Origin of the sequence: Ensifer sp. ENS09 (genome assembly GCF_014852425.1) — a bacterium.
Lineage (GTDB): Bacteria > Pseudomonadota > Alphaproteobacteria > Rhizobiales > Rhizobiaceae > Ensifer.
In genome coordinates this window covers 45,620-61,539 of record NZ_JACVBP010000010.1, presented here as the reverse complement: position 1 = coordinate 61,539, position 15,920 = coordinate 45,620, and the positions used below count along the sequence as shown (strand labels likewise).

Sequence of the window (15,920 nt, the reverse complement as noted above, 5' to 3'; positions counted from 1 at the left end):
GGCCGGTCCTCGTTCCGGCCGCAAGCGGGTGCGGCAGGCTCAACGCCCGCCGCAGCCGTCGTCACTTGACCTTCGGGTTCAAGAGAGCGTCGATCTTCGGCTCGGCCATGTTGGCCTTGGTCACCAGATTGGCGCCGGTATCGACATTCGCCTCGACCTTCTCCTTCTTCGAGACGGCGAGCGCTGTCTTCACGCCATCGTACCCCATGCGATAGGGATCCTGAACGACGAGACCAGCCAGAACGCCTTCCTTGAGGAAGCCGACGGTCTTGTCATCGCTGTCGAAGCCGATCACCTTGATCTTGTCGCCGAGTTTGTTTTCGGCGATCGCCTGGCCAACGCCCTGCGCCATGATCAGGTTGGACGCAAACACGCCGACAAGGTTGGGATTGGCGGTGATCAGGTCGGTCATCATGTTGAGGCCAGTGGTTGCCTGGCCGTCCGCATACTTATCCGCAACGACTTTGAAGCCCGGATACTTGGTCTTGATCTGATCGAGGAAGCCTTCACGGCGCTGGTCGAGCGAGCCGACACCCGGAAGGCTGGTGATGATGGCGATTTCACCCTCTTCCTTGCCGCTCATTTCCTTGACCGCTGCAGCGAGACCGTCGGCAGCGATGCGGCCGCCCTGGACGTTGTCGGTGGTGAGGAACGACGAGAAGGCTTTGGAGTCGGCACCGGAGTCGATGCCGATGATCGGCACGGCCTTCGCTGCTTCATCGATCGGCTTGCCAAGCGCCTTGAATTCCGTTGGCGAGATGACGACGGCAGCCGGGGCGCCGGCAACCGCATTCTCGAGAATGCTGATCTGGCCGTTGATATCGGACTCGGATTGAGCGCCGAGTTCCGGCACGTTGACGCCGAGATCCTTGCCGGCGGCGCGGGCACCGGCCAGCACGATCTGCCAATAGAAGGACGTGGTATCCTTGACGATGATCGGGATCGTCACGTCCTGTGCGAACGAGGCCACCGGCGACATGCCGGCGATCATCGCGGCGCCGGCCAAGGCGGTAAAGGCGCGGCGGCTAAGGCTGCTTTTCAGAATGCTCATCCCAGGTTTCTCCTCTTTGTGCACCGTGTTCCACTTCTTGGAGATCGATCGCAGGTGCTGGCTTATCGACCTTTTATCGATAAAAAACATATTGGAATGCTAATACGACAATCCCGGCTTGGCAAGCTGCCGGAACAGCATTTCAGACGGCGCTTTGGTGCCGTCCGTTAGACCCGAACCGGCTCGTCTCCGAGCTCCGGTGCGACCAGTGTGAACGGTTCAAAAGCCGCGAAATCCGCTGCGGAAAACCGGTGCTCGGCGAGCGCCATGTTGCGCGCCAGGCTCTGCGGCTTGGCGGTGCCGAGTAGCACCGAGGCGACCTGCTGACTGGCGAGCGGAAACTGCATGGCAGGTGCAGCAAGCGGCACGTCCATGCCGCGCGCAACCGCGTCCATGGCGGCAACCTTTTGCCGGATATCTTCCGTCGCCGGCATGTAGTCGAAACGCGCGCCATCGACCGGCCCCGTCGCCAGGATGCCCGAGTTGAACACCCCACCGACGACGATCGAAGTCTGTTTCTTCTCGCAGAGCGGCAGCAGTTCGGCGACGGCGGACCTGTCGAGCAGCGTGTAACGCCCGGCGAGCAGGATGCAGTCGAGATTGGCCTCACGCAGGACGTCGAGACAGACCGGCACCTCGTTGACGCCGAGCCCATAGGCCGCGATCGTTCCCGAGGATTTCAGCGCCTCCAACGCCTTGAGGCCGCCCTCCAGCAATTGCCGGAGGTAGACCGCGTTGCGAGCGGCTCCATGGGTGTAGACGCCGATATCGTGCACATAGAGGATGTCGATGCGATTGAGCCCGAGCCGGGCATAGCTAAACTCGACCGAGCGCATGATGCCGTCATAGCTGTAATCGTAGGTGACGTCGAAATTGAGCGGGTTCACGTAGGAATAGTCCGGCACCTTGTCTTCCGGCACCGGATGAAGGAGACGACCAACCTTGGTGGAAAGCACGAACTGATCACGCGGCTTGTCGCGCAGGAAGTCGCCGACACGACGCTCGGCAAGACCGAGGCCGTAGAAAGGCGCGACATCGAAGTAGCGCATGCCCGACTGCCAGGCAGCGTCCAGGGTTGCGATCGCCGAGTCGCGGGTGCATTCGCGGTAGAGGCCGCCAAGACCGGCAGCGCCGAAGCTAAACTCGGTCACCGATAGGTCGGTTCGACCGATCCGTCTCGTCTGCATTCCCCGTTTCCTCCTCCCAGGATGCCTTAGGTATTTAGAGCGTTGCGCCCAAATGCCAGGGCACGAACTCATTATCGCCGTAGCCGAAAAGCTCGCTCTTGGTCTTGCGGCCCGAGGCGGTCTCGACGATCAGGTCGAAGATCTCGCGGCCGAGCCCGGCTATGCTCGCCTCCCCCGAAGCGATCACGCCGCAATCGATATCCATGTCCTCTTCCATCGCCCGGTAGAGCGCGGTGTTGCTGGTAAGCTTGATCGACGGCGCGGGGCGACAGCCGAAACAGCTGCCGCGACCCGTGGTAAAGGCAATGACATTGGCGCCGCCGGCGACCTGGCCGGTGGCCGATACCGGGTCGTAGCCGGGGGTATCCATGAAAACGAGCCCGTGCTCGGTGACCCGCTCGGCGTAGCGGTAGACCGCGTTCAGCGGCGAGCGACCGCCCTTGGCGACGGCGCCGAGAGATTTTTCGAGAATGGTGGTCAGACCACCCCGTTTGTTGCCCGGCGAAGGATTGTTGTCGAGCGAAGCGCCATGCAGCGCCACATAGTTCTCCCACCAGGCAATCAGCCCATCGAGTTTCACCGCGACCGCGTCGTTGACGGCACGGCTGCGCAAAAGGTGCTCAGCGCCATAGATTTCCGAAGTCTCGGAGAGGATCGCCGTGCCGCCGGCGGCCGCAAGGATGTCAACCGCAGCACCCAGCGCCGGGTTGGCGGTAATGCCCGAAAGCCCATCCGACCCGCCGCATTGCAGACCGACGATGATCTCGCCGACCGGGATAGCAACGCGACGTTCCTTGCCGACTTCAGCAGCGATTTCCTCGAGAATGCCCAGCGCCTTTTCGACGGAACGACGCGAGCCGCCGGCTTCCTGGATGTTGAAATGGCGCTTCTCCGCGCCGGCGCCGCTTTGACCATAGAGCGTCAATTGGTTGACCTCGCAGCCGAGGCCGACCATCAGCACGCCGCCGAAATTGACATGGCGGGCATAGCCGGCGAGCGTGCGGTGCAGATTGGCCATGCCGTCGCCCGTCGAGGACATGCCACAGCCCTGATCGTGCACGATCGGCACGAAACCATCGATGCCTTCGTACCTCGGCAAGATGCGCCTGTTCGCCTCCTCGGCGATGGCGCGACAGACGGTGGTGGAACAGTTCACGCTGGCGACGACCCCGATGTAGTTTCGCGTCGCTGCGCGGCCATCCCCTCTTCGAAAACCCATGAAGGTGCGCGCCCTGTCGGCATCGCTTGCCACTTCCGGCGCCCCTTGAGGGCTGATCGCCAAGCGGTCCTTGTCGAAGGCGAGATTATGGGCGTGCACGTGGTCACCCGGCGCGATATCGGCGGTCGCCCGGCCGATCGCCTGGGCATATTTGACGACCGGTTCGCCGGCTCGGATGGCACGGATGGCGATCTTGTGTCCGGCATCGACCTTTGCCGCCGCGCGCACGCCGTTTGGCAGAACATCGCCGGCGGCAATCGCCAGCGTCGCCACGACAACATTGTCCTCCGGTGCGAGCAGGATGGTGGACGGCGCAGACACCCGATTTCTCCCTAACGACTTTTGTTCTGTCTTTTATCTACAATAGACAGATTGCCGTCAATGGGTATTATAGCGAAAACGTCGACGGCACGGCCGAGATGCCCCGGAGCGGCTGGGAGGAACAGATATGGATGACAGACGCAGACAAAACCGGAGCGACGGGATAGAGGAGCGTTCCGCGTAAGCGCAGAAAACTTCGAACGATCCGGACGTCGCCCATGGCAAAACAGAACACCGTCTTCAAGGATGCTTATAACCGCTGCCTCAAGCTGCTGGCGGACACATCCTCGCTGCCCTCCGAGCCGGAGCTCGGGCAGATGCTTGGCGTTAGCCGGACGACGGTACGGTCGATCCTCAGCCGCTTCGAGGAACTGCAGCTGATCGCTTGGGACAAACGCAAGAAGAGCGTGCTGCGCCAACCCCGGCCCGACGATTATTTTCCGACGGAAGAGACGGATTCACTCGCCGAGATCATCGAGCGCAGCTTCATGCGCCGGATTCTCGCCGGTGGTGCCGAGCCGGGCATGCAGATCAACGAACTGGAACTGGCACGCGACATTGGCACCGGCACGACCAGCGTGCGCGAGTTCCTGATCCGCTTCAGCCGCTTCGGCCTGATCGAGAAGCGGCCGAACAGCCACTGGATCCTGAAAGGCTTTACCCGCGAATTCGCGCTGGAACTGACGGAAGTGCGCGAGATGTTCGAGCTGCGCTCGGCCGCGCGCTTTGTCTCCCTGCCCCACGATCATCCGGCCTGGGATGAGCTTCGGGAAATCGAGGCCCTGCACCGGGACATCCTCGCCGACATCGACAACCGTTACCGGGAGTTCTCCGAGCTCGACGAGCAGTTTCACCTGCTGGTGCACAAGGCATCGAGCAACCGGTTCATCGTCGATTTCTACGACATCATCGCCATCGTCTTCCACTATCACTACCAGTGGAACAAGACGAATGCCCGCCAGCGCAACGCCCGCGCGCTGGAAGAACACCTCGCCTATATAGAAGCGCTGCGCTCGCACGATCCGGCAAAGGCCGAACAGGCCTGCCGGCGACACCTTCAGTCGGCGCGCGAAACCCTTCTCCAATCCATTCCATAGCCAGCTATCGGAGCCTACGCATGCCGACGCCGATCGTGCAATTCGGGACGAGCCGTTTCCTTCAGGCGCATGCCGATCTCTTCATCAGCCAAGCACTGAAGAAGGGAGAAGCGCCCGGTTCGATCACGATCGTGCAAACGACAGGGTCGAGCGAACGGTCCGGACGGCTTGCGGCACTTTCGCGTCCCGAGGGCTTTCCCGTTATCATTCGTGGCATCCAGGGAGGCGAGAGGATCGACGCGACACAGCACGTGACAAGCGTCGCGCGCGCACTTTCAACCGCCCAAAACTGGAGTGAAATCCGGGCGATTGTCGCCGAGGAGGCCGAAATCCTGATCTCCAACACCGGCGACACGGGCTACCAGGTCGGCGAGGACGATCCGATAGCGGAAGTTCCGCGTTCCTTTCCGGGCAAGCTGCTTCTGCTCTTGAAGGCGCGCTTCGATGCAGGCGGCCGTCCCCTGACGATGCTTCCCTGTGAACTGGTATCGCGCAACGGCGACGTGCTGAAGGCGCTGATGCTGCGGCTCGCGGCGCAGCGGGTGAAAGACAAAGCCTTTGCCGACTGGCTGGACAAGGATGTCGTCTGGGCGAATACGCTGGTCGACCGCATCGTCTCCGAGCCGCTCGAGCCGGCCGGTGCCATTGCCGAGCCCTATGCGCTCTGGGCAATCGAAAACCAGCCCGGCTTGCGGCCCCCATGCATCCACCCCTGTGTAAAGCTCGTGGATGACCTGACGCCTTACGAGAAGCTGAAGCTCCACATCCTCAATCTCGGCCACACGGTGCTGGCCGATCTCTGGCTTAGGCAAGGCCGCGACCCGAAGGAGACTGTGCGGGAAATCCTGGCCGATCCCGACATCGCCATGCGGCTAGACCGTATCTATCGATCCGACGTGATTCCGGCCTTTGCTGCAAAGGGCCTGGAGAGCGAAGCGGCAGACTATGTTGTCGCGACGCTGGAACGCTTCAGAAACCCGTTCCTCGATCACCGCCTCAGCGATATCGCCAACCACCACCGCGAAAAGATCGAGCGGCGGATCGTCGATTTGCGGCGCTGGAGCCCGGGCGTAGCGATGCCCGAACTCCAGGCAATCTGCGATCAGTAGCCGGATTCCTGCTTCTTCGGAGCCGACGTCTCTTCGCCGAGAAACTCCTGGCGCAGCGTCCTCGTCGCACGCACGAGGGAGGTGACATCCGTGCCGATCGCCATGAAATCAGCGCCCATCTCGCGATAGTCGCGCGCCTGCTCGAGATCGAGCGTCATGATGCCGCGTGCCTTGCCGGCCTTCTCGATGCGCTCGAACGCGTCGGCAATCGCCGCGCGCACCTCCGGATGGCCTGGCTTGCCGAGATAACCCATGTCGGCGGCCAGATCGGAGGGACCGATGAAGAGGCCGTCAACGCCATCGAGTGCGGCAATCTCGTCGATAGCGGCAAGACCTGCGCGGCTTTCGATCTGCAGGATCAGGCAGATTTCATCGCCGGCGGTCTGGAGATAATCGCCGATGCGGCCGAACTCAGAGGCGCGCCCGAGGGCGGCGCCGACGCCGCGAATACCATGCGGCGGATAGCGGGTGGCGCGCACCAGCTGCTGCGCCTGCGCCAGGCTTTCGACCATGGGGATCAGGAGCGTCTGCACGCCGGTGTCGAGGATCTGCTTGATCAGCACGGTATCGCCCACCGGCAGGCGAACCATCGGGTGGCTCGCCGATGCGGCGACGGCACGAAACTGCGCCGACAGCAACGGAATGTCGTTCGGCGCGTGCTCGCCGTCGAGCAGCAGCCAGTCGTAACCGCTGCCGGACACCACTTCGGCTGCATAGGGGCTGGCAAGCGCCACCCACAGCCCGAGCTGGAAGCGGTTTTCGCGCAGCGCTGCTTTGAAGGGGTTCTTCGGTGCCGGCATGGGTCGTCTCCTCCTGCAATGCGACGGGACGAGCGATGCCTCGATCCCGCAATTACGAGATTTCTACCGGCAAAGAAAAAAACCGGCCAGAACTTTCCGGCCGGTTTTTCAGATTGGGTACCGTATCTTACGCAACGCCGCCGAGGCAGACGTATTTGATCTCGGTGAACTCCTCGATGCCGTAGCGCGAGCCCTCGCGTCCGAGGCCAGAGAGCTTGACGCCGCCGAACGGCGCTTCGGCCGTGGAGATCAGCCCGGTGTTGACGCCGACCATGCCGTATTCCAGCGCTTCGGCCACCCGGAAAACACGCGCAAGATCCTTGGCATAGAAATAGGAGGCAAGGCCGAACTCGGTGTCGTTTGCCTGCTCGACCACGTCCGCCTCGTCGGTGAAGCGGAAGAGCGGTGCGACCGGCCCAAACGTTTCCTCGCGTGCAACCGCCATCGCCTGGGTGACGTCAGCCAGAACCGTCGCCTCGTAGAAGGTGCCGCCGAGGGTGTGACGCTTGCCGCCCTGGATGACGCGAGCGCCCTTCGACGTGGCGTCGGCGACATGTTCCTCCACCTTCTCCAGCGCCGCCTTGTCGATCAGCGGGCCGAGGATCACACCCTCGTCGACGCCGTTGCCGACCTTCAGCTTGGCGACCGCCTTGGCGAGCTTGTCGGCGAAGGCGTCATAGACCTTGTCCTGCACATAGATGCGGTTGGCGCAGACGCAGGTCTGGCCGTTGTTGCGGAACTTGGCGATCAGCGCGCCTTCGACAGCCGCGTCGAGATCGGCATCGTCAAAGACGATGAAGGGCGCGTTGCCGCCAAGCTCCAGGCCGAGCTTCTTGATCGTGGCCGCGCTCTGGCGATAGAGTTCCGCACCCACTTCGGTCGACCCGGTGAAGGTGAGCTTGCGCACAACTGGGTTCGAGGTCATCTCGGCGCCGATCTCGCGAGCCGAGCCGGTGATGACGCTGAAAAGACCCTTCGGCAGACCGGCGCGCTCGGCCAGAATGGCGATCGCAATCGCCGAGAACGGCGTCTGTGCGGCCGGCTTCAGCACCATGGCGCAGCCGGCGGCAAAGGCCGGGCCGGCCTTGCGGGTGATCATCGCATTGGGGAAGTTCCAGGGCGTGATCGCCGCGACGACCCCGATCGGCTGCTTCATGACCAGAATGCGCTTATCGGGCTGGTGGCCGGGGATCAGGTCGCCATAGAGACGGCGCGCCTCTTCGGCGAACCACTCGACGAAGCTTGCGCCATAGACGATTTCGCCGGTCGCTTCGGCCAGCGGCTTGCCCTGCTCCAACGTCAGGATGCGGCCGAGATCCTCCTTGTTCTCGATCATCAGCTCGAACCATTTGCGCAGGACACCGGCGCGGTCCTTGGCCGTGCGCGCTGCCCAGCCCTTCTGGGCGACACGCGCGGCCTCGATCGCAGCCTTGGTTTCCTTGGCGCCGAGCTTCGGCACGCGACCGATGATTTCACCCGTCGCCGGGTTGTTCACCTCGATCGCGTTTGCCGCGTCCGCCTCGATCCACTCGCCGCCGATAAGCGCTGCCTGGCGAAACAATGATGGGTCCTTAAACGACATGATCCGTCCTCTCTCAAATCCTACAGAACTTATACAACTTTTTTCTTCGAAACAGCAATGACCCCAAGTCGCCGTTTCTGCAATTTCTTGCGTCGCATAAGTCAAGCGGGCGCTCACGTTTGCGTGCATCCAACCCGTTCCTTCGCCATCCGTCCTCATGTAGCGTTCGAAACGAATCAAACCATGGGTCGCCCGTCGGTCCGGCGGCGTTCCCAAGTTCACGCGACACCGAGAAGAGGCATGTCCATGACGGCGACCGACAACAGAAAAGCTGACCATCCGATCGATGCCATGTTCATCGAGCGCTGGTCGCCCCGCGCCTTCACCAGCGAGGAAATCGACGAAAAGACCCTGCTTTCCTTCTTCGAAGCGGCCCGCTGGGCGCCGTCTGCCAGCAACCGCCAACCCTGGCGCTTCGTTTATGCGCGCCGCGGCACGGATCGCTTCCCGGTGCTGCTCGAAACGCTCGACGAGGGAAACCAACGCTGGGCGAAGAACGCGGCAGCGCTGCTGATCGTGATTTCAAGAACGCATAATGCAGCACAGAACGGCGAAATGCGGCATGCCTATACCCACGCCTTCGATACCGGGGCGGCCTGGTACAGCCTCGCCTTGCAGGCCTCGCTTGCGGGCTGGCACACCCACGGCATGGCGGGCATCGATCGCGACAAGGCGATGCACGTCCTGAGCGTTCCCGAACACTACCGGGTCGAAGCCGCCGTCGCGATCGGCCGGCTCGCCGATCCCTCGACATTGCCGGACGATCTGCGCGCACGCGAAATTCCGAGCCAGCGCAAGCCGGTCGACGAATTCGCCTTCGAGGGCCGGTTCAAGGGCGAGTGAAGCACAAACAAAAATCCCGGCTCTCAGGCCGGGATTTTCTTTTTGTCTGTGCAACGGCCTCGATCAGATGTCGAGGTTGGCGACGCTCAGCGCGTTTTCCTGAATGAAGTCGCGACGCGGCTCGACCTCGTCGCCCATCAGACGCGAGAACAGACCGTCCGCGTCGGTGGCGTCGGTCACCCGGACCTGAAGCAGCGAGCGGACGTTCGGATCGAGCGTCGTTTCCCAGAGCTGCTCGGCGTTCATTTCGCCCAGACCCTTGTAGCGCTGCATCGACAGGCCCTTGCGGCCGGCGGCGAAGATCGCGTCGAGAAGCGCGCGCGGACCGCTGATCTCCTGCGTGCCGTCACGGCGACGCAATACCGGAGGTGCCGAGTAGACTTCCTTCAACTTCGACGCCAGCTGGTCGATGTAGCGCGCATCGGACGAACCGATCAGCGCCATATCGAGCACCGCGGCTTCCTTGACGCCGCGCACCATGCGTTCGAACCGAAGTCCGCCTTCGCTGGTAACGGTACCGGTCCAGCCACGCTCGGTTTCCTCGGCGATCACATCGAGACGGCGGGCGATTTCGGCGGCGGTCTTTTCGTATTCGTCACGCTGGCCGTTGAGCTCGACGTTCAGCGCGCCGGCAATGGCCGCCTGCTCGACGATCGCCCGGTTGTAGCGCGAGTGAAGCCCGTTCATGAGGTTACGCAGGCGCAGCGCGTCAGTGATCACCTCGCGCAGGTCCTGCCCGGCGCGGACTTCGCCCGATTCAAGCTGCAGCGTCGCTTCCTCGAGACCCATCGAGATCAGGTAATCTTCGAGCGCCTGTTCGTTCTTGAGATACTGCGCCGACTTGCCGCGCGTCACCTTATAGAGCGGCGGCTGGGCGATATAGATGTGGCCGCGCTCGATCAGTTCCGGCATCTGCCGGAAGAAGAAGGTGAGCAGCAGCGTACGGATGTGGGCGCCGTCGACGTCGGCGTCCGTCATGATGATGATCTTGTGGTAGCGCAGCTTGTCGGCGTTGAACTCGTCCTTGCCGATCGAGGTGCCGAGCGCGGTGATCAGCGTGCCGATTTCCTGGCTCGACAGCATCTTGTCGAAGCGTGCACGCTCGACGTTGAGGATCTTGCCGCGCAGCGGCAGGATCGCCTGGTTTTCGCGCGACCGGCCCTGCTTGGCCGAACCACCGGCCGAGTCACCTTCCACCAGGAAGACTTCGGATTTTGCCGGATCGCGTTCGGAGCAGTCTGCCAGCTTGCCGGGCAGCGAGGAAATGTCGAGCGCGCCCTTGCGGCGGGTCAATTCGCGGGCCTTGCGGGCGGCTTCGCGGGCGGCAGCCGCTTCGACGACCTTGCCGACCAGGATCTTGGCTTCGGTCGGATGTTCCTCGAACCAGGTGCTCAGCGCCTCGTTGACGAGGCTTTCGACCACCGGTCGCACTTCCGACGACACCAGCTTGTCCTTGGTCTGCGACGAGAACTTCGGATCGGGAACCTTGACCGAGAGCACGGCCGTCAGGCCTTCGCGGCAGTCTTCGCCCTGAAGCGTGACCTTTTCCCGCTTCGTGATGCCTGACGTATCGGCATAGGAGGTGACCTGTCGGGTCAGCGCCCCGCGGAAGCCCGCCATATGCGTACCGCCGTCGCGCTGCGGGATGTTGTTGGTGAAGCAGAGCACGTTTTCGTGGTAGCTGTCATTCCACCACATCGCCACTTCGACGGTGATGCCGTCCTTTTCGCCACGGATAGCCACCGGCTTGTGCACCAGCGGCTTCTTCGCGCGGTCGAGATAGGCGACGAAGGCTTCGAGGCCGCCCTCATACATCAGCTCGTCCTGCCGGACGTCGGAATGGCGCTTGTCGGTCAGCATGATGCGGACGCCGGAATTGAGGAAGGCGAGTTCACGCAGGCGATGTTCGAGCGTGCTATAGTCGAACTCGGTCTTGGAGAAGGTCTCGGCGCTCGGCAGGAACGTCACCTCGGTGCCTGTCGCGTCACCCGCATCGCCGGTGACGGCGAGCGGACCATCGGCGACGCCGTGGGTGAAGCTCATCTCGTGGATCTTGCCGTCGCGGCGGATCTTCAGCTTCAAGGAGACCGAAAGTGCGTTGACCACCGACACGCCAACGCCATGCAGGCCGCCCGAAACCTTGTAGGAGTTCTGGTCGAATTTACCGCCGGCGTGCAGCTGGGTCATGATGACCTCGGCGGCCGAGATACCCTCTTCCTTGTGGATGCCGGTCGGGATGCCGCGACCGTTGTCGGTCACGGTTACGGATCCGTCCGGATTGAGCGTCACCGTGACCACGTCGGCGTGGCCGGCAAGCGCCTCGTCGATGGCGTTGTCGACGACTTCGTACACCATGTGATGAAGGCCGGAGCCATCGTCCGTGTCGCCGATATACATGCCCGGCCGCTTGCGTACGGCGTCGAGGCCCTTCAACACCTTGATGGAATCGGCACCATATTCGGCGCTGGCGCCGGCTGCGGTTTCAGGAGTATCGGTCATACGGTACGGGTCTTTCCAGGTTCTTCGGACATGGTGATTCGTTGCGAATCACGTCTCGGACGCCTCGCGGACTATAGGAAATTTGTCCACGGTTCCAAATCCCGGACCGCCGGGCAGCGGCCGGAAACAAGCATTCATCCCCTGTCATTATCAGGAAATGTGGCTTTTTCCAAAACATCTTCCAGCTTGCGGATCGTCTCCGGAGACAAAGCGCGAATTTGCTCGCTCAGACGGTTCGCAAATGCGGTGTGCTCGGGCGTCAGACCCGATGTGTCGAGCACCGTTTTCGGCGAGGAAACATTGGCGATGCGGAACAAATCCTCCGCCTCGTCCCAGATTACGTTGAAGTAGCCGGTGACGCGCTGGAGGAAATCGAAGCTCGGTGCACCGCGCTTTCCGTGCTCGAGCGCCGAGAGATAAGCCGCAGAGACACCGATCGCCTTCGCCATCTCCTTCTGCGACACGCCCTTGCGGCGCCGGAGTTCGCGCAGAGCCTGGCCGAAGGGCGTCATAGCGCGCTGCCCCTCACCCGCGCCAGGCGGACATAGAGCGCGCCGTCGCCGCCATGATTACGGGCGGCCGGCTCATAGGAAGAGATCAGCGGCCGGAATTCGGGAAGCGAGAACCAGAGCGGCACGGCTCGCTTCAAGGCGCCGTCACTGCCAAACGAGGTGCCCTTGCCGGTAATGACGAGCACATGCCGCAGGCCCCGCTCGTGCGCCCTCAGCAGAAACTGCAGAAGAAGACCATGCGCTTCGCTCTGGATCATGCCGTGCAGGTCGATCCGACCCTCGAGCACCAGGTGCCCCTTGGCCAGCTTGCGCTTGACCGGCCGCTCCAGAGGGTGATGCACTTTTTCGCCGGGCTTCTTCGTCAGCGCTATACCCGATTGCTCCGCCACCGTTGCCGGCTGCTGCCGCTGCTGCTTGGCCTTCGCCTCTTCCGGAGGCTTTACCTGTTCGGCCTCGGCCAGAATCTCCATGAGGTCGACGAGCCGACCGGGCATCGGTCTCGCCGAACGGGCAACCTTGCCCCAGAGAATGCGATCCTCGGCCGAGAGCTTCTTGTCCTTAGCCATGGCCGTAACGGGCCGCGGCCGCCTTGGGAACGAAGACGTAGAAGTCGGCCGCGTTGCGAACCGCTCCGGCCCGTTCGCCAGCCTCGAAACCGGACCCGGTGAAGATATCGCCGCGAGCCGGGCCGACGATCGCCGAGCCGGTATCGAGCGCCAGCATCAGACGCTGGAAGGACTTTCCGTCATCGAGCCGCGTCAGGCTCTCGCTCGCGATAAAAAAGGGAACGCCAAAGGTATGGATCAGCCGATCGACGGCCAACGAGCGGTTCGGCTCGAGCGAGACCTTGGCGGCGGCAATCGGCCCCAACCGCTCGTCCTCGACCTCTGCCTCGCGGAAGAAGATGAACGACCGGTTGTGCCAGAGAACCTCGTCGACCTCGTCGGGATGGGCTTCCAGCCAGTCGCGAATGCTCATCATCGAAACGGTGGCGGCATCGATCTTGCCGCGCTCGATCAGCAATTTGCCGACCGCTGAGAAATAGTGCCCGGTCTTGGCCGAATAAGTGACGCGACGACGCGAACCATCCGGGAACCGGAGCCGTGCGGCACCCTGCACATGAACGAAGAAGATCTCGACCTTGGACTTCGCATAGGCGATCTCCAGACCGCGGCCGGCCAGATGGCCCTGCTCGATCGCCTGCCTGTCCGGATACTCGCTGATCCGTCCACCCTCGGAGAGGCCGAATGCAAAGTAGGGATCCATGCCCTCCGGCCTGTTGCCGTCATGAACATCGACCAGATCGTCCGGCCGGCGGTAGAGCGGATAACGATAGGTCTCGTCCGGTTCGGCGCGGACATCGATCTCGGGCTCGTAGAAGGCCGTGACAAAACCGGAACCCGTCTCGGGCATGATCCGAAAGGGGACGAACTGCGCTTCGAAAAACGCTCGCGCGTTCCCTGCGCTTTCCACCTGCTGCTGCGATGCGGAGAAGGCCGGCGCGAGATCGTCGACCGAAATCCCGAGAGAACCCGTGCGATAGGGTTTGACCGTCGAGACATGCTGGTGACAGCGACGCATCGCCTCGATCACCGTGGTCGGATCATCATCCTGCCAGCCCGGAAGCTCGGAGAAACGGGCTGGCTCAAGTCGATAGGACATCGGTACCGCGTCCGCTCAGTTTTCGGATTCGGTGGCGATCAGCTTCCAGTTCGGATCCCGCGAGCGAATGTCGCGCGCGAAGGTCCAGAGATCGTTGACCTCCGCAACCGACTCGGCGTCGCCGTCGATCAGACCGCCCTGCTTGTCGTAGGTCGCCGAGATCAGCTGGCTGACGATGCGAACGGTGATGTTTTCTTCGCTGTCCTTCACTTCGGCGTGAATGATGTCCGCCTTGTCGATGCCGACGAAGGTGGACTTGACGACTTCGCCCTTGCGCTCGCGATCGGTGATCGCCGCGTCGAAGCCTTCATAGACCTCGCGGGACAGCAGATTCTTCAGCGTCTTGCGGTCGCCGTCTGCGAAAGCCATGACGATCATCTCGTAGGCCATCTTGGCGCCGTTGACGAATTCCTTGGGATCGAAACCCTGATCCGCATCGCTCAACGCCCGCAGCTGGGTGTTCAGCGTCGTTCCGGTCTTGGCGAAGGCGTCGATCGCTTCGTAGCGGTTGGCTTCTTCGTCCGCATTCTCACGGCGCGGCAATTGCACGACCTTGCCCTTGTCGCCGTTATCCGGCCCCTGGCTCATGTCGCGTGGCGAATACGGATCGAACGGCGGCCGCTCGTTCCCGGTCCGGCGGCCCAAGACGCTGCGCAGTTGCAGGAAAATGACCACCGCGGCGATCAGGAAAAAAAACGTGATGAAGTCAAAAGAGCCCATTTCCACCCGGAACCGCTGTTAGAATTTCTCGTGGCTATTCCATATAGTCCGCAAGAATAGATCATTCAAATGGCGATGTCGCACCCTTAGACGGGGATGTGACACCAGGTTACATTTTCGGGCAGCATCGATGCGTTCATTTCTTATCCCCCTTGCCATCCTCGGGCTTCCGCTGGCCGAGATCGCCGGTTTCGTTGTCGTCGGCCGAGAGATCGGCCTCCTGATGACGTTGCTTCTGGTTCTTGCCAGTGCATTTGTCGGCGTTATCCTGCTGAGAGTCCAGGGATTTACCGTCATTCGTCGGATGCAGGACGCCGCGCGCAACGGCAGCGACCCGGGCCGGGAGGTGCTTGGCGGCGCATTGTTGTTCGTCGCGGCGATCCTGCTGGTGGTACCGGGCTTCGTCAGCGACGTGATCGGCCTCCTGCTGTTTTTGCCTTTCGTGCGCAATGCGGTTGCCGGTTTCCTGCGCAAGCGAATGACGATCGTGACCACTGCTTCCGGTGCCGGTTGGACACGGCCGCGCGAACCGGGCCCCTCGCCGCGGGTCATCGATCTGGAAGACGGCGAATTTTCACGGACGGACGACGAGGACCCGCCGCAGGTCGGCGATCGCCGCCGGCCCTAGCCAAGGCCATGCCGGCAGAATGCAGGAACGGCACGCTATCGCCCATATTCCGGAGCATTCTTTCAGCTCTCCGCTTGGAGCGGAAAGCCGCGCTTCCGCTGGAAAGCGCCGGGCCCGCAGGGTTGTAAGCCCTAGGCCGAAATGCTAGATGGCCTCACCTATTTTTGTCGAGGAACCCTTATGACGACTGATACCGCATCCAACGGCAACGGCAGCGCGCAGCAGAGCCCGACGCTGAACATCCTCGCCCAGTATATCAAGGACCTTTCCTTCGAAAACCCGGGCGCGCCGCGTTCGCTGCAGGCCCGTGACAAGGCGCCGGCGATCAATATCAACGTCAACGTCAATGCAAACCCGCTCGCAGAGAACGATTTCGACGTCGTGCTCTCGCTGAACGCAGAAGCCAAGGACGGCGACCGCGTTCTGTTCAACGTCGAACTCGCCTATGGCGGCGTCTTCCGCGTTGCCGGGTTCCCGCAGGAGCACATGCTGCCGCTGCTCTTCATCGAGTGCCCGCGCCTGCTGTTCCCGTTCGCCCGTCAGATCGTTGCCGACGCAACCCGCAACGGCGGCTTCCCGCCGCTGATGATCGACCCGATCGACTTCGCGCAGATGTTTGCCCAGCGCATGGCCGAAGAAAAGGTTCGCGCCCAGGTTTCGAACGAAACCGCAAACTGATCGAATTTCAGA

The 15,920-nt window shown here is 62.4% G+C and carries 15 protein-coding genes; 5 read left to right on the top strand and 10 right to left on the bottom strand.

Going from position 1 to position 15,920, the window contains the following annotated elements; translation table 11 throughout:
* Positions 1-61 precede the first annotated feature (61 nt).
* From IB267_RS32410 to IB267_RS32400, 3 genes are all read right to left on the bottom strand, one after another.
* Complete coding sequence (locus IB267_RS32410; protein ID WP_192451497.1) at positions 62-1,051, bottom strand: ABC transporter substrate-binding protein; 990 nt, start codon at positions 1,049-1,051, stop codon at positions 62-64.
* 167 nt (positions 1,052-1,218) lie between these two features.
* Positions 1,219-2,238 carry an aldo/keto reductase gene (locus IB267_RS32405; RefSeq protein WP_192451496.1) on the bottom strand — a complete coding sequence of 340 codons (1,020 nt, stop codon included), beginning with the start codon at positions 2,236-2,238 and terminating at the stop codon, positions 1,219-1,221.
* 34 nt (positions 2,239-2,272) lie between these two features.
* Positions 2,273-3,778: an altronate dehydratase family protein gene (locus IB267_RS32400; RefSeq protein ID WP_192451495.1), complete on the bottom strand. Its 1,506-nt coding sequence runs from the start codon at positions 3,776-3,778 to the stop codon at positions 2,273-2,275.
* Between the two features lie 218 nt (positions 3,779-3,996).
* On the opposite strand from IB267_RS32400, the gene IB267_RS32395 reads away from it, so the two are divergent.
* Positions 3,997-4,875, top strand: a complete 879-nt coding sequence (locus IB267_RS32395) for a GntR family transcriptional regulator (RefSeq protein ID WP_192451494.1) — start codon at positions 3,997-3,999, stop codon at positions 4,873-4,875.
* Positions 4,876-4,895: 20 nt separating this feature from the next.
* Positions 4,896-5,984: a mannitol dehydrogenase family protein gene (locus IB267_RS32390; protein WP_192451493.1), complete on the top strand. Its 1,089-nt coding sequence runs from the start codon at positions 4,896-4,898 to the stop codon at positions 5,982-5,984.
* Here IB267_RS32390 and hpaI read toward each other — a convergent pair.
* A complete protein-coding gene (hpaI, locus tag IB267_RS32385) occupies positions 5,978-6,784 on the bottom strand; it encodes a 4-hydroxy-2-oxoheptanedioate aldolase (protein ID WP_192451492.1) in 807 nt (268 codons plus the stop codon). The genes IB267_RS32390 and hpaI overlap by 7 nt on opposite strands.
* Before the next feature lie 127 nt (positions 6,785-6,911).
* Positions 6,912-8,366, bottom strand: coding sequence for an NADP-dependent succinate-semialdehyde dehydrogenase (gene gabD, locus IB267_RS32380; RefSeq protein ID WP_192451491.1), 1,455 nt, complete (start codon positions 8,364-8,366; stop codon positions 6,912-6,914).
* 246 nt (positions 8,367-8,612) lie between these two features.
* On the opposite strand from gabD, the gene IB267_RS32375 reads away from it, so the two are divergent.
* Entirely contained in the window at positions 8,613-9,209 is a 597-nt protein-coding gene (locus tag IB267_RS32375) for a nitroreductase family protein (RefSeq protein WP_192451490.1), read from the top strand.
* Positions 9,210-9,272: 63 nt separating this feature from the next.
* On the opposite strand, the gene gyrB is transcribed toward IB267_RS32375, so the two are convergent.
* The 5 genes from gyrB to IB267_RS32350 all read right to left on the bottom strand — a co-directional run bounded on the left by gyrB (position 9,273) and on the right by IB267_RS32350 (position 14,602).
* Positions 9,273-11,708, bottom strand: coding sequence for a DNA topoisomerase (ATP-hydrolyzing) subunit B (gene gyrB / locus IB267_RS32370; RefSeq protein WP_043624256.1), 2,436 nt, complete (start codon positions 11,706-11,708; stop codon positions 9,273-9,275).
* A 134-nt stretch (positions 11,709-11,842) separates the two neighbouring features.
* Entirely contained in the window at positions 11,843-12,220 is a 378-nt protein-coding gene (locus tag IB267_RS32365; RefSeq protein ID WP_043624249.1) for a helix-turn-helix domain-containing protein, read from the bottom strand.
* Positions 12,217-12,786, bottom strand: coding sequence for a Smr/MutS family protein (locus IB267_RS32360; protein WP_192451489.1), 570 nt, complete (start codon positions 12,784-12,786; stop codon positions 12,217-12,219). Before IB267_RS32360 ends, IB267_RS32365 begins: the two co-directional genes overlap by 4 nt.
* Complete coding sequence (locus IB267_RS32355) at positions 12,779-13,882, bottom strand: murein transglycosylase A (RefSeq protein ID WP_192451488.1); 1,104 nt, start codon at positions 13,880-13,882, stop codon at positions 12,779-12,781. The genes IB267_RS32360 and IB267_RS32355 overlap by 8 nt, the downstream gene beginning before the upstream one ends.
* Before the next feature lie 15 nt (positions 13,883-13,897).
* Complete coding sequence (locus IB267_RS32350) at positions 13,898-14,602, bottom strand: Tim44/TimA family putative adaptor protein (protein ID WP_043624242.1); 705 nt, start codon at positions 14,600-14,602, stop codon at positions 13,898-13,900.
* 130 nt (positions 14,603-14,732) lie between these two features.
* Between IB267_RS32350 and IB267_RS32345 the strand changes: the two genes are divergently transcribed.
* Together IB267_RS32345 and secB are read left to right on the top strand one after the other, a co-directional pair.
* Positions 14,733-15,230: an FxsA family protein gene (locus tag IB267_RS32345; protein WP_192451487.1), complete on the top strand. Its 498-nt coding sequence runs from the start codon at positions 14,733-14,735 to the stop codon at positions 15,228-15,230.
* A 180-nt stretch (positions 15,231-15,410) separates the two neighbouring features.
* Positions 15,411-15,908, top strand: a complete 498-nt coding sequence (secB, locus tag IB267_RS32340) for a protein-export chaperone SecB (protein WP_043624236.1) — start codon at positions 15,411-15,413, stop codon at positions 15,906-15,908.
* The last annotated feature ends 12 nt before the right edge of the window (positions 15,909-15,920 follow it).